Annotated in this window: 15 protein-coding genes; 12 read left to right on the top strand and 3 right to left on the bottom strand. The window is 70.1% G+C overall.

Features of this window, described 5'->3' with window-relative positions:
• Positions 1 to 636 precede the first annotated feature (636 nt).
• Together NF876_RS24280 and NF876_RS24275 are read left to right on the top strand one after the other, a co-directional pair.
• Positions 637 to 837, top strand: coding sequence for a hypothetical protein (locus NF876_RS24280; RefSeq protein WP_262271028.1), 201 nt, complete (start codon positions 637 to 639; stop codon positions 835 to 837).
• Positions 838 to 1,071: 234 nt separating this feature from the next.
• Positions 1,072 to 1,281: a hypothetical protein gene (locus tag NF876_RS24275; RefSeq protein ID WP_262271027.1), complete on the top strand. Its 210-nt coding sequence runs from the start codon at positions 1,072 to 1,074 to the stop codon at positions 1,279 to 1,281.
• Positions 1,282 to 1,600: 319 nt separating this feature from the next.
• Here the strand turns inward: NF876_RS24275 and NF876_RS24270 are convergent, their stop codons facing one another.
• Entirely contained in the window at positions 1,601 to 2,398 is a 798-nt protein-coding gene (locus NF876_RS24270; protein ID WP_262271026.1) for a S1 family peptidase, read from the bottom strand.
• Positions 2,399 to 2,663: 265 nt separating this feature from the next.
• Positions 2,664 to 3,404, bottom strand: a complete 741-nt coding sequence (locus NF876_RS24265; RefSeq protein WP_262271052.1) for a S1 family peptidase — start codon at positions 3,402 to 3,404, stop codon at positions 2,664 to 2,666.
• Positions 3,405 to 3,428: 24 nt separating this feature from the next.
• Between NF876_RS24265 and NF876_RS24260 the strand changes: the two genes are divergently transcribed.
• A complete protein-coding gene (locus NF876_RS24260; protein WP_262271025.1) occupies positions 3,429 to 3,596 on the top strand; it encodes a head-tail connector protein in 168 nt (55 codons plus the stop codon).
• A 56-nt stretch (positions 3,597 to 3,652) separates the two neighbouring features.
• On the opposite strand, the gene NF876_RS24255 is transcribed toward NF876_RS24260, so the two are convergent.
• Positions 3,653 to 3,898: an HP1242/YdcH family protein gene (locus NF876_RS24255; RefSeq protein WP_262271024.1), complete on the bottom strand. Its 246-nt coding sequence runs from the start codon at positions 3,896 to 3,898 to the stop codon at positions 3,653 to 3,655.
• 300 nt (positions 3,899 to 4,198) lie between these two features.
• Here NF876_RS24255 and NF876_RS24250 point away from each other — a divergent pair, with 300 nt between their 5' ends.
• The 9 genes from NF876_RS24250 to NF876_RS24210 all read left to right on the top strand — a co-directional run bounded on the left by NF876_RS24250 (position 4,199) and on the right by NF876_RS24210 (position 12,394).
• A complete protein-coding gene (locus tag NF876_RS24250) occupies positions 4,199 to 4,747 on the top strand; it encodes a glycoside hydrolase family 108 protein (RefSeq protein ID WP_262271023.1) in 549 nt (182 codons plus the stop codon).
• A gap of 167 nt (positions 4,748 to 4,914) precedes the next feature.
• Positions 4,915 to 5,229 (top strand): PepSY domain-containing protein, encoded by a 315-nt coding sequence (locus tag NF876_RS24245; protein ID WP_262271022.1) that lies wholly within the window; start codon positions 4,915 to 4,917, stop codon positions 5,227 to 5,229.
• Positions 5,230 to 5,243: 14 nt separating this feature from the next.
• Positions 5,244 to 5,915: a response regulator transcription factor gene (locus NF876_RS24240; RefSeq protein WP_262271021.1), complete on the top strand. Its 672-nt coding sequence runs from the start codon at positions 5,244 to 5,246 to the stop codon at positions 5,913 to 5,915.
• Positions 5,912 to 7,309, top strand: a complete 1,398-nt coding sequence (locus tag NF876_RS24235) for an ATP-binding protein (protein ID WP_373371466.1) — start codon at positions 5,912 to 5,914, stop codon at positions 7,307 to 7,309. The genes NF876_RS24240 and NF876_RS24235 overlap by 4 nt, the downstream gene beginning before the upstream one ends.
• 285 nt (positions 7,310 to 7,594) lie before the next feature.
• Entirely contained in the window at positions 7,595 to 8,692 is a 1,098-nt protein-coding gene (ccmI, locus tag NF876_RS24230) for a c-type cytochrome biogenesis protein CcmI (protein WP_373696713.1), read from the top strand.
• Positions 8,689 to 9,147 (top strand): cytochrome c maturation protein CcmE, encoded by a 459-nt coding sequence (gene ccmE / locus NF876_RS24225; protein WP_262271019.1) that lies wholly within the window; start codon positions 8,689 to 8,691, stop codon positions 9,145 to 9,147. The genes ccmI and ccmE overlap by 4 nt, the downstream gene beginning before the upstream one ends.
• Positions 9,148 to 9,188: 41 nt before the next feature.
• Positions 9,189 to 11,171 carry a heme lyase CcmF/NrfE family subunit gene (locus tag NF876_RS24220; protein ID WP_262271018.1) on the top strand — a complete coding sequence of 661 codons (1,983 nt, stop codon included), beginning with the start codon at positions 9,189 to 9,191 and terminating at the stop codon, positions 11,169 to 11,171.
• A 3-nt stretch (positions 11,172 to 11,174) separates the two neighbouring features.
• On the top strand, positions 11,175 to 11,642 hold the full coding sequence (locus NF876_RS24215) for a cytochrome c-type biogenesis protein (RefSeq protein WP_262271017.1): 468 nt from the start codon (positions 11,175 to 11,177) through the stop codon (positions 11,640 to 11,642).
• Positions 11,643 to 11,974: 332 nt separating this feature from the next.
• Positions 11,975 to 12,394: a hypothetical protein gene (locus tag NF876_RS24210; RefSeq protein WP_262271016.1), complete on the top strand. Its 420-nt coding sequence runs from the start codon at positions 11,975 to 11,977 to the stop codon at positions 12,392 to 12,394.
• Positions 12,395 to 12,458 lie beyond the last annotated feature (64 nt).

Raw genomic sequence — 12,458 nt, 5'->3', positions numbered from 1 at the left:
CAACGTCTCCTGATGAGGTGAGCCTTTCGGGCGAGCCTGTCTCCAAAGGAGCATGGCGGCTGCAGGGCCGGGGCGGATGGCAGTCCATCCGTGCCGAATCCGCCCCGCCGTCTGCCTCGCGCCGTCCCGGATAGGAGACAGGACGGCCGAGCTCGAGAAATCTGATGGTCGCGCCAGCCGAGGGGGGGACCCGCTCGGCTGGCGCGTGAATGTCGCCGGATGCCCCTGCAACGATCACAGCGTACCGCAGGGTCTGTGACCGTCCAATGACATCCGGGCGGAAACTGCCGCCTTCTTCGGCACGCGCTGCGGAAGTTGTCGCCAGCGTGGAGAACCGGCAGGCAGATCGTCCATGCGTTCGCGGTCCACCCACCAGACCCGCACCGGGATCACCGGGCTCGTCCCGGTGATCTCGATTGTTCGAGGCGCCGCGCCTTTCTGATCGGGATGGCCGGGACGAGCCCGGCCATGACGTGGGGTGGGTGTCGTCACCCGCTCACACCACCCTCCACGTCATCACCGGGCTTGTCCCGGTGATCCCGGTCGTTCGAGGCGCCGCGCCTTTCCGCATCGGGGCGGCCGGAACAAGGCCAGGCCCCGACCCCCTCCAACGGAGCTCCATTGCGAGAACAAACCATGAACACATTCGATCAGATCGCCGAAGCCGTCATCCGGCGCGGGGACCTCGCCCATCTGGCCCTGTTCGTCTGGGCGAGCGGGGCCTCTGCCCTGCTGGCCATGACCCTGCGCGACCTCTTCGCGGCGAACCGCCGGTTCGACGAATTCGTGCGCGAATTGTCCCTCTTGAACCGCCGTCACTCGGGAGATTCCTCGTGATCCAGCCCCGAGATCCGGCTCAAGATCCGGACCATCTTGGCCCGCGCCACGCAAGCCGAAGGCCGCCCGCCCGACGCGCGCCTCCGCCGGGCCGCACTGCGATTATTGTCCTGAACCTTGTCCATGGGCGCGCGTTAGTTGAACGCCCCCGCGGATGCGGAAGCGGCGGGCCCTTTCTTCGACGGGAAGGCGTCGGATCTCCGCGTATCTTGGCGCGTATCTTGGGAGGTTGTCATGAAGAAGCTCGCTTTCGTTGCGCTCATCGGCCTGGCGGCCGCGGCCTGCACCACCACGGAGGAGCGCGTCGGCGGCGCGGCCGTCGGGGCGGGCGTCGGCGCCGTGGCCGGTCCCGTGGGCGCGGTGGCGGGCGGCGCCATCGGGGCGGCCACCGGACCGACCGTGACCCGCACGGTGCAGAAGAACACCCGTCGCGCCCGTCACTGAGCCTCGCCCGGCATCGGGCCTTTCTCGTCGACGCGCTCCGACACCACCCGGCGCGTGGGCGGCGTGCGGGACGACGCGGCGATCGCGCTCTTCCCCGTCATCACCGGGCTCGTCCCGGTGATCCCGATGACGAAGAGCGCGGCGCTTCAAACAAGCGGGATGGCCGGGACAAGACCGGCCATGACGTAAGAGGGTGTTCGCACCGCCTCACACAACCCTCCCCGTCATCACCGGGCTCGTCCCGGTGATCTCGATCCGAAGAACGCCGCGCTCAAGACAAGCGGGATGGCCGGGACAGGGTGGTGTGAACGGCGGGCGCTCAGTTGCCCGACCAGGCGCTGCTGAGCCCGCCGAGGCCGCGCATGGTCGAGGCGATCCAGCCCATATGCTCGACGATCGGCGTGACGGCCGTGAGGCCCCCGCAGGCGCTCGGCTGGCGGCTGCGCAAGGGGCCGCTCGACCAGCTCGTGATGCCGTAGAGCAGATAGCCCGACCGGGTGGCGGCCAGGATCGGCCCGCCGGAATCGCCCCGGCAGGCGCCGGCGCCCGCCGTCTCGGCAAGCCGGTCGCGGTCGACGACGATCAGCACCCGGTTGGCCACCTCGATGGGGCCGAGCGACACCAGGTTGGTCTGGCGCAGGGTCCGGGCGGTGCCTCGCGCGCGTTCGGTGAGCACGCCGAAGCCGGCGATCGTGACGCCGTCGCCCACGTCGATCCGGCCGGCCTGGGTCGGATCGAGGGCGAGGAAGTCCGGCCCGACCGGGCGATCGAGCTTGAGCAGCGCGAGATCGATGCCGGGCTGCGTGCGCGGCGTCGTGCCGGGCACGAAGCTCGGATGGACGGCGAGCGCCGCCACGTTGAATCGCTGCTGCCGGAACGCGCGGCTGAGCCCCGTGACCCGGTAGGCGGCGCGGTCCGTCATGCAATGCGCCGCGGTGAGCACCACATCCGGCGCGACAATCACCCCGGAGCAGAGCTCGCCCGTGGAACTCTCGATGGAGACCACGGACCGCCGCAGCCCGTTGGGATCGCGCGAGGCGGCGCCCTGCAGGATGGCCCATGCGGGAGTGGCGACGAGGGTGAACACCGCAAGGGCGAGACTGGGCAGAGCGCGCATGGGAGGATGATGCCGTGAGGGGAATGAATTTTTCAAGGCAAGATCTGGGCAGTCGCGATGGTTCCGGGTTTTTCCGAATTTCCAAGCTGGCTGCTCTCCCTGTCATCGCCGGCCTCGTCAAGGCGATCTCGATTGTCGGTGCGCCGTGCCTCACCGGATCGGGATGGCCGGCACAAGGCCGACCATGACGTGCGGAGGTGACCCAGCCGGAGGAGGCCGGCCATGACGGGGCGGATGGGCGCCACGACCGGGAGGGTGCGAGACTCTACTCGCCGGCCCACAGGGCGGCGCGGCTCCAGCCTTTCAGGATGCGGTCGATCCAGGCGCGCTGCGGAGCCACGAGAATGCCCTGCGTGATGCCCCCGCACGGCCGTCCCCTGGCCGGCGACGACCAGCTCGTGATCGCCGCGACGGTCTCGCCGGACGCCATCGGGCCGCCGGAATCGCCCTGGCAGGCGCCGGCCGGGCCGGAGCCCTCGGCCCAGAGCAGGATCCGGCTCGGACCGAAGGGCTCGACGGCCGTCAGCGACGCGGTGCGGAAGGTGCCCGTGGTCCTGGCGTCGCCGTCCCGCGACAGCCCGTAGCCGCCGACGGTGACGGGATCGTTCTCCGCGACCGTCGCGGTCGCGAGGGTCGCGCGCTCGAAGCGCCCCGGCAGCGCCTCGGGAATGCGCAGCAGGGCGAGGTCGACGGAGCGCTGGCGGGTCTCGATGGCCTTGGCGTTGTAGCCCGGATGCACCGCCTTCGCGGCGGGGGCGATCAGCACCGGCTCGCCGGCCTCGTCGCGGAAATGAACCCGGTGCTCGGCCGCGCCCGTCACGCAATGGGCCGCGGTGAGCACCACGTCGCGCGCCAGCACCACGGCGCTGCAGACGCCGCCGTTCGAGCTCAGCACCATCACGCTGCGGCGGGCGAGGGGGCCGGAATCCTCGCTGCCTCCCACCACGGCATTCGCCCCCGACGCGGCGAGCGACAGGGCGAGAGAGAGCAGCACCACACGTTGCATCACGTCAGAGGATCCCCGTTCGAAATGATGTCCATCGTCATCAGCGGCCCGGCCGTCGAGCCCGTCACGCGCGAGGACATGAAGACCCATCTCGGCGCCGACGGCGTCGACGGCCCACAGGACGACCTGATCGCGGGTCTCGTCAAGGCGCCGCGCTTCACCGAATCGGGATCACCGGGACGAGCCCGGTGATGACGTAGAGAACGTGGTAAGGGCCGGTGCCGACAGGAGGGTGAACACCCGGGACGTCACCCGCCCGCGCGGTCGAGCATCGCCATGATCTCGTCCTTGATCTTCAGGCGGCGGCGCTTGAGCTCCTCCTCGACCTCCTCGGGCTTGGGCTCCACCCGGGTCTCGATCCGGTGGATGGTGCGGTTCAGCTCGTCGTACTCGTCGTAGAGCCGCGCGAAGTGGTTGTCGCTCGTCTTGAGCTGGTGGATCCGCTCGCGCTTGTCGGGGAAATCCTCCGCGAGGTCGTTGGGAGCGTTGCTCATCGCCAGTGGCCTCCGTGCCGTTCGAGGTTCGCACCGTCAACGCCACCCCGGTTCTTTCGTTTCCCGTCCCGGCAGGATCCGTCATGGCCGGCCTTGTGCCGTGGCGACTCCTCCCACGTCATGGCCGGGCCTGTCCGGGCCATCCCGATCCGAAGAGCGCGGCGTATGAGACCCCGATGGCTCCCGGCCGGCGCCCCGTTCGGCGGATCGGCTGGCGCCGTCGGTCCCCTGTTTTCGGGTAACCTGGCCTTCATCGCCCTGCGGGCGGAATCATGGGGGCATGATCATGGGGACACGCGGATGACGGGTTCTTCGTCACGCTTCGAGACGGCGGTCGAACAGGTGCTCCGGCACGAGGGCGGCTTCGTGCAGCATCCCCGCGACCCGGGCGGGGCGACCCGGTTCGGCATCACCCGCGAGACCCTCGCCCGGGCGAGGGGCCGGCCGACCTCCGCGGCCGACGTGCGGCGCCTGAGCCGCCGGGAGGCGGTCGCGATCTACCGGCGGCTGTTCTGGAACGCCGTGCGGGCCGACGAGCTGCCGCCCGGGCTCGATCTCGCGGTGTTCGACCTCGCGGTCAATTCGGGGCCCGCGCGGGCCGTCCGGATGCTGCAGGAAATCCTCGGCGTCCCGGCCGACGGCATCGTCGGGCCGGTCACCCTCGAGGCCGCCCGCGCGGCCGATGTCCCGGAGACGATCCGCCGCCTCACGAAGGCGCGCCTCGGCTTTCTCGGGCGCCTCGCCGCCTGGCCGGTCTTCGGCATCGGCTGGCGCCGGCGCGTCCTGTCCGTCGAGCGGGAGGCCCTCCGGCTCGCATCCCGTCCACCCTCGTCCGCGACGGCCGTCTGACGGGCGTCCCTGCCTCGCCGGCGTTGCGCATCCCGGTCATGAAACAGAAGCCCGGAAACAGATCCCGAACGACAAGCATTTCCAGCAGGATGGGGCCGGTCGCCGGCACAAGGGCCGGCCCGATCGCATTCAGAATTCGTTCAGTGCGGCAAAGGCATGGTCGTCTCATGCGTCTGGTCTGGGTGGTCATAGCATCGTGGGGCATGGTGGGGGCGGCGTCGGCGCAGAGCGCGGCCGCGGCCCTGAAGAACTGCCTGCCTCCCCGCGAGATGCAGGAGGCGGTGGCGGCCAAGGGCGTCGTCGCTCCGGCATCCGCCGTGATGACGGCGCGGCGCCAGATCCCGGGCGCGGATGTGGTCCGGGCCAGCCTCTGCCGCAACAGCGACGACCTTGTCTATGTGATCTCGGTCCTGCAAAAGGACGGTCGCATCGTCCAGGTGACGATCGACGGCCCGTCCGGCCGCGTGAAGTCGGTCCAATAAGGGAAGCTCCAGCCGTGCGCCTACTCGTTGTCGAGGACGACAGAACCCTCAATCAGCAGATCGTGACCGCCCTCGAGCAGGCGGGCTACGCGGTGGATGCCGCCATGGACGGCGAGGAGGGACAGTTCCTCGGCGAGACCGAGCCCTACGACGCCATCATCCTCGACCTCGGCCTGCCGAAGGTGGACGGGGTATCGGTCCTGACCGCCTGGCGGCGGGAGGGGCGCAAGACCCCGGTGATCATCCTGACCGCGCGCGACCGCTGGAGCGACAAGGTCCAGGGCTTCGACGCCGGCGCCGACGACTACGTGACCAAGCCGTTCCACATGGAGGAGCTTCTCGCCCGCGTCCGCGCGCTGCTGCGCCGCTCGGCCGGCCACGCCACGAGCGAGATCGCCTGCGGGCCCGTGAAGCTCGACACCCGCTCGGGCCGCGTCGCCGTGGACGGCAACCCGGTGAAGCTCACCTCGCACGAGTACCGGCTCCTGTCCTACCTCATGCACCACACGGGCCGCATCGTCTCGCGCGGCGAGCTGACCGAGCATCTCTACGACCAGGATTTCGACCGGGATTCGAACACCATCGAGGTCTTCATCGGCCGCCTGCGCAAGAAGCTCGGGGTCGACATCATCCAGACGGTGCGCGGTCTCGGCTATCTCCTCGACGCGAGCCAGACCAAGACGTGACCGGCCTGTCGCCGCTCGTCAAACGCTTCGCCGGCCGGCCCATCGCGGTCCGGCTCGCGGTCTCGTCCGTGTTCTGGAGCTTCGTGATCCTGCTGATCGCCGGGCTCATCCTGTCGACGCTCTACCGCGACAACACCGAGCGCGCCTTCGACCAGCGGCTCCTGGTCTACGCCAACACCCTCGCGTCCAACCTCGTCGGGCCGGGCGATCCGGACCGGGATCTCGGCCCCATCGGCGATCCCCGCTTCGAGCTGCCCCTGTCGGGCTGGTACTGGCAGGTGGCGCGGCCCAACGCGGCCGCGGGCGAGATCCGCGCGTCGAAATCCCTGTTCGGCGGGCCGTTGCCGAGCCTCGCCACCGGGGACAACCGCTTCGGCCAGATCCGCCGCGGCTACGGCCGGGCGCCGGACGAGCGCAACCTGCGCATCATCGAGCGCGACATCGATCTCGGCGAGGACGGACGCTACATCATCCGGGTCGCCGGTCCGGCCGACGAGATCGACGGGGCCGTGCGGGACTTCATCTTCGCGCTCACCGTCACCTTCGCGCTCCTGGGCATCGGGCTCGGCTTCACCACGCTCCTGCAGATCCGCTTCGGCCTGCGGCCGCTCGCCAACCTGCGCAGCGCCCTCGGGGCGATCCGGCGCGGGGAGGCGGAGCGGATCGCCGGCGAGTACCCGCGGGACATCTCTCCCCTGGCGAGCGAGCTGAACCTTCTCCTCGACACCAACCGGGAGATCCTGGAGCGCGCCCGCACGCAGGTGGGCAATCTCGCCCACGCGCTCAAAACGCCGCTCAGCATCATCATGAACGAGGCCGAGAACGCCCCCGAGGACGTGGCCGCCAGGGTTCGCGAGCAGGCGACCACCATGCGCGACCAGGTGAACTACTATCTCGACCGCGCCCGCGCCGCGGCGCTCGCGGGAACCCTCGGGACCCTCACCGAGGCCGAGCCCGTCGTCGCGGGCCTCGCGCGCACCTTCGCCAAGATCTACCGCGACAAGGACCTGGAGGTCGCGCTGGCGATCCCCCCGGACCTGCGCTTCCGCGGCGAGAAGCAGGACCTGGAGGAGATGGCCGGCAACCTCATCGACAACGCGGCCAAATGGGCCGTCGGCAAGGTGGAGGTCTCGGTCGAGTTCGTGCGCGAGGACGACCGGCCCCGCTTCCGCCTGCTCATCGACGATGACGGGCCGGGCCTGCCGGAGGCGGCCCGCGAGGAGGTTCTCAAGCGCGGCCGCCGCCTCGACGAAACCAAGCCCGGATCGGGCCTCGGGCTCTCCATCGTGAGCGATCTCGCGGCCCTGTATCGCGGCTCGCTCCGCCTCGACGCCTCGCCCCTGGGGGGCCTGCGCGCCATCCTGGAACTGCCAGGGGACAGGAGCGCGGCTTAACGCCAGCGCCCGCTTCCCCTTCATCACCCGCTCACACCACCCTCTACGTCATCACCGGCCTTGTGCCGGTGATCCCGATGCGAGAGGCGCCGCGCTTCACCGGATCGGGATGGCCGGCGAGAAGCGCGTGATCACTGGCCGGCCATGACGTGGGAGGGTTTTTATCCTGGCTGGCGCACCGTGCGAAAAACCGGGTCCACTTTTTCGCACGGTGCGCTAAGGACATTTACGCGTGACACCGTGCCACCGTCGTGCTTCAGGGGGACACGCAGTAAATAGGACTTTATGGTGATCTGGATCATTCTCCTGGCGATGACGGCGGCGGCCGTGATGGCGGTGCTGTGGCCGTTGTCGCGTCATTACGCGGTCGCCCGGCAGGCGGATCCGGACACGCAGTTCTACCGCGAGCAGATCGCCGAGATCGAACGGGACCAGGCCCGCGGCGTGCTGATGCCGAGCGAGGCCGAAGCCGCCAAGGCGGAGGCCGGGCGGCGCCTCCTGCGGGCGACCGGCCTGCGCGGCGAGGCCTTCGCGGCGGTCGGCGAGCCGGCCCTGCGCCGCCGTCGGGCGGCCTCGACCCTGGCCCTGTCGATCATCCCGATCCTGGCCCTCGCGACCTATGAGATCTACGGGTCTCCCCAGGCGCCCGTCCAGGCGGCAGCGGTCGCGCCGGCGGCCGCCCAGGCGGCCGGCACCGTCGATCTCATGCAGGCGGTGGCCCAGATCGAGGCCCACCTGGCGAAGAACCCGCAGGACGGCCGCGGCTGGGAGGTCATCGCTCCGGTCTATCTGCGCATGGGCCGGGTGGACGACGCCGTGAAGGCCTACGAGGCGGCGGTCCGCTCCCTGCCTCCGGATTCCGACCGGTTCGCCAGTTACGGCGAGGTCCTGGTGATGGCCAGGGACGGGCTCGTGTCGGCCGACGCCCAGGCGGCCTTCGAACAGGCCCTCACGCTCGATCCGGGCTCGCCCAAGGCGCGGTTCTATCTCGCCCGCGCGGCCGTGCAGGACGGGCAGATCGCGAAGGCCAGGGCGGCCTATGCGCAGCTGCTCGCGTCGTCGCCCGCGGACGCGCCCTGGGTCGAGGCCGTGAGGCAGGAAATGGCCGCCCTCGACGGCCCGGCCGGCGAATCGCCGGACGGCCGGATCGGCCCCGAGGCGATCGCCGGCATGGTGGCGGGCCTCGCTGGCCGTCTCGAGGCGCAGGGCGGCACGGCCGAGGAATGGGCCCGGCTGATGCGCTCCTATGCGGTTCTGGGCCAGCGTGATAAGGCGGTGGCGGCCGCGCGACGGGCCCGCGAGGCGCTGGCGCAGGACAACGCGGCCTTGAAGACCATCGACACGATGGCCCGGGAACTGAAACTGACCGACGCGCAGCCATGACGAGAAAACAACGCCGCCTCACACTCATCGGTGTCGCAGGATGCGTCCTGGCGGTCGCGCTCGGCCTCGTGCTCTACGCCATGAACGACACCATCGTGTTCTTCAATTCGCCGGCCGACATCCAGGCGAAGAACGTGCAGCCCGGCACGCGCATCCGCCTCGGCGGCCTCGTCAAGGAAGGCTCCGTGCAGCGCGGCTCCGACCAGCAGATCTCCTTCGAGGTCATGGACGCGCAGGCGGCCGTCCAGGTGACCTACAAGGGGCTGCTGCCCGACCTGTTCCGCGAAGGGCAGGGGGTGGTGGCCGAGGGCGTTCTCGTCGGCCCCGGCACGTTCCGGGCCGATTCGGTGCTCGCCAAGCACGACGAGAACTACATGCCCCGCGAGGTGGCCGACACCCTGAAGAAGCAGGGCCACTGGATGGGCGAGGCCAATGCCGCGCCCAAGACCCAGTGACCTGACCCGGTAACGTGACGCAGTAGCAAGGGAGAGCCTTCGTGTTGGTCGAGGCCGGACATTTCGCACTCGCGCTGGCGCTTGGGCTGTCCCTGATCCAGTTCGTCGTGCCGCTCTGGGGCGCGCGCGCCAACGACCCGGTGCTGATGGCCGTGGCGCCGGCCGGCGCGCTCGCGGTGCTCGCCTGCATCGCGTTCTCGTTCCTGGCCCTGACCCTGGCCTATGTGAGCTCCGACTTCTCGGTGCTCAACGTGGTCCAGAACTCCCATTCGGCCAAGCCCCTGATCTACAAGATCTCCGGCGTGTGGGGGAACCACGAGGGCTCCATGCTGCTCTGGGTGCTGATCCTGGCCCTGTTCGGCGCCGTGGTGGCGGTGGCCCGAAACACCATCCCGATGCGGCTGCAGGCGAACACCCTCGCCGTTCAGGCCCTGATCACCATCGCGTTCCTGCTGTTCATCCTCACCACGTCCAATCCCTTCACCCGCGTCATCCCGGCGGCGCCCGAGGGGCAGGACCTCAATCCGCTGCTGCAGGACCCGGGCCTCGCGATCCATCCGCCGCTTCTGTACATCGGCTATGTGGGCTTCTCGATCTCCTTCGCGTTCGCCTGCGCGGCCCTGATCGACGGGCGCATCGATGCGGTCTGGGCCCGGATCGTGCGGCCCTGGACGCTCGGCGCCTGGGCGTTCCTGACCCTGGGCATCGCCATGGGGTCGTACTGGGCCTATTACGAGCTCGGCTGGGGCGGATGGTGGTTCTGGGACCCGGTGGAGAACGCCTCGCTCATGCCGTGGCTCGCCGGCACGGCGCTCCTGCATTCCACCGTCGTCATGGAGAAGCGCGACGCGCTCAAGGTCTGGACGATCCTGCTCGCCATCCTGACCTTCTCCCTGTCGCTGCTCGGCACCTTCCTGGTCCGCTCGGGCGTGCTCACCTCGGTGCATTCCTTCGCGGTCGATCCGGAGCGCGGCACCTTCATCCTCGGCATCCTGATCCTGTTCATCGGCGGATCGCTGGCGCTCTTCGCCTGGCGCGCCCCGATGCTCCGGCAGGGCGGCCTGTTCGCGCCCGTATCGCGCGAGGGCGCGCTCGTCCTCAACAACGTCTTCCTCGCCACCGCCTGCGCGACCGTGTTCATCGGCACGCTCTATCCGCTCGCCCTCGAGGTCCTGGCCGCCGAGAAGATTTCCGTCGGGGCGCCGTTCTTCAACTTCACCTTCCTGCCGCTGATCGTGCCGCTGCTGCTGCTGCTGCCGCTCGGCCAGACCCTGGCCTGGAAGCGCGGCAACTTCCTCGGCACGGCCCAGCGCCTATATGCGGTGTTCGGGGTCTCGCTGCTGGCCACCATCGCCCTGCTGGCGCTCCGGCACGGCGGCCCGGTGGCGGCGCCGCTCGGCATCGGGCTCGGGGTCTATCTGGTTCTCGGCTCCCTCAATGAGATCCTCACCCGGTCCTGGTCCCGGGGCACGCCGCTGTCCGTCGCCTGGCGCAAGGCGCGCGGCCTGCCGCGCTCCGCCTGGGGCACGGCGATCGCCCATGCGGGCGTGGGCCTCACGGTCATCGGCATCGCGGCGACCGCCTGGGGCGTCGAGACCATCGGCAGCCTGCGGGTCGGCGAGCGGCTCGGGGCGGGCGATTACGAGGTGCGTCTCGAGCGCGTCATCCCGCGCGTCGAGGCGAACTACCGGGAGGACGTGGCCATCCTGACGGTTTTCGGCGCGGGCCGGGAGCTCGGCACGATCGAGACCATGAAGCGGCTCTACGTGACCCGCGGCATGCCGACCACGGAGGCCGGCATCCTGACCACGGGCCTCGGACAGATCTATGCCAGCATCGGCGAGGTCCAGGCGGACGGCTCCATCGGCATGCGGCTCTACCACAAGCCCCTGGTCCTGCTGATCTGGATCGGGGCCCTCGTGATGGCGGCCGGCGGCGCCCTGTCCCTGACCGATCGGCGCCTGCGCATCGGCGCGCCGGCCCGCGCCAAGACGGCGCCGCCCGCCGCGGTTCCGGCGGAGTAGGCCATGCGCTTCGTGCTCGCTCTCCTCGCGGCCCTCCTCGCGGCCCTCGTGCTGGCCGGTCCCGTCCTCGCCGTGCAGCCGGACGAGGTGCTGAAGGATCAGGCCCTGGAGAAGCGCGCGCGGGACATCTCGGCGGGCCTGCGCTGCCTCGTCTGCCAGAACCAGTCCATCGACGATTCCGACGCGCAGCTCGCCAAGGATCTGCGGCTCCTCGTGCGCGAGCGCCTGATGGCGGGCGACACGGACGCGCAGGTGCGCGACTTCCTGGTGCAGCGCTACGGCGAGTTCGTGCTGCTCAAGCCGGCCTTCCGGGGGCACACCCTGCTGCTCTGGCTGACGCCGGCTCTCGTCCTGGTCCTCGGCGGCATCGGCGCCTACGCGGCCCTGCGGCGCCGCCCGCGGCCCGCCGCTCTCGACGCGCAGGAGCAGCAGGCGCTCGAGGACCTGCTCAAGCGCGATCAGGGCGCCTGAGGGCACGGGCCGGCCCCTCGAATGGCGCTGCGGCGCGCGTTAGAGCATCGGACGGACCCAGCGGGCCGCGTCAGCGACCCGAAGGGCCACGCCAGTGAAAAGTGGATCCGGTTTTCGCTGGCGCGGCCCGCTGGGTCCGTTCTGACCGATGCTCTCATTCAAGAAGAAAGCATCGGATGGATCCCAAAAGTGCAAGTCCACTTTTGGGTCCGATGCGTTAAGCACGTTCGATCCTTTGTGTTGAGCACGCCATTTTGTCGCGGCGCCAAGGGTCGAATCGGCTGATATCCGACACCGACATTTCCCGATATTCCCCTGCGAAAGGTCCGGTCGTGAAGCTTGCGGCCCATGGATTGTGTCTGTTCCTTCTCGCCCTGCCTTTCGCCGCCCGCGCGAGCGAGGATCTTGTGGCCAAACGCGAGGCCTGCCGCATCGAGGCGCGGAGCCGGATCGTGCCCAAGCGCAAGATCCAGGTGGACGATTACCGGCGCATCGTGGAGCGGCGCGCGGCCTACGTGACCCAGTGCCTCAGCAGCACGGTGGTGGCCCGCAGCAGCGCGCCGCTTCCGCCGCAGCGGGTGCTCGACGATGCGGCGGGCGGGCATCCGGACGTGGTCCCGTCCGGGCGTGACGAGCCGGGCAGGACCGCGCGCGCGAGCCGGCGTGACTCGAAGGTGGCGGCGGCGAAGCCGGCCAAGGCGGCGAAGTCCAAGGCCAGGAAGGCCAGGGTCTCGTCGCGACGGGGGCGGTGACGTCCCCCCCCTCATCACCGGGTCACACACACACCACGTCATCACCGGCCTTGTGCCGGTGATC

The organism is Microvirga yunnanensis (genome assembly GCF_025460875.1).
Note: the sequence above shows the minus strand (reverse complement) of the source record. Positions and strands in the feature narration are given on the sequence as shown.

Excerpts from the sequence above, each read along its gene's own strand:
- NF876_RS24260 (WP_262271025.1), top strand. The coding sequence starts at position 3,429 with ATGATGTCCATCGTCATCAGCGGCCCGGCCGTCGAGCCCGTCACGCGC.
- NF876_RS24265 (WP_262271052.1), bottom strand. The coding sequence starts at position 3,404 with ATGCAACGTGTGGTGCTGCTCTCTCTCGCCCTGTCGCTCGCCGCGTCG.
- ccmI (WP_373696713.1), top strand. The coding sequence starts at position 7,595 with ATGGTGATCTGGATCATTCTCCTGGCGATGACGGCGGCGGCCGTGATG.
- ccmE (WP_262271019.1), top strand. The coding sequence starts at position 8,689 with ATGACGAGAAAACAACGCCGCCTCACACTCATCGGTGTCGCAGGATGC.
- NF876_RS24215 (WP_262271017.1), top strand. The coding sequence starts at position 11,175 with ATGCGCTTCGTGCTCGCTCTCCTCGCGGCCCTCCTCGCGGCCCTCGTG.
- NF876_RS24275 (WP_262271027.1), top strand. The coding sequence starts at position 1,072 with ATGAAGAAGCTCGCTTTCGTTGCGCTCATCGGCCTGGCGGCCGCGGCC.
- NF876_RS24250 (WP_262271023.1), top strand. The coding sequence starts at position 4,199 with ATGACGGGTTCTTCGTCACGCTTCGAGACGGCGGTCGAACAGGTGCTC.
- NF876_RS24270 (WP_262271026.1), bottom strand. The coding sequence starts at position 2,398 with ATGCGCGCTCTGCCCAGTCTCGCCCTTGCGGTGTTCACCCTCGTCGCC.
- NF876_RS24280 (WP_262271028.1), top strand. The coding sequence starts at position 637 with ATGAACACATTCGATCAGATCGCCGAAGCCGTCATCCGGCGCGGGGAC.
- NF876_RS24255 (WP_262271024.1), bottom strand. The coding sequence starts at position 3,898 with ATGAGCAACGCTCCCAACGACCTCGCGGAGGATTTCCCCGACAAGCGC.
- NF876_RS24245 (WP_262271022.1), top strand. The coding sequence starts at position 4,915 with ATGCGTCTGGTCTGGGTGGTCATAGCATCGTGGGGCATGGTGGGGGCG.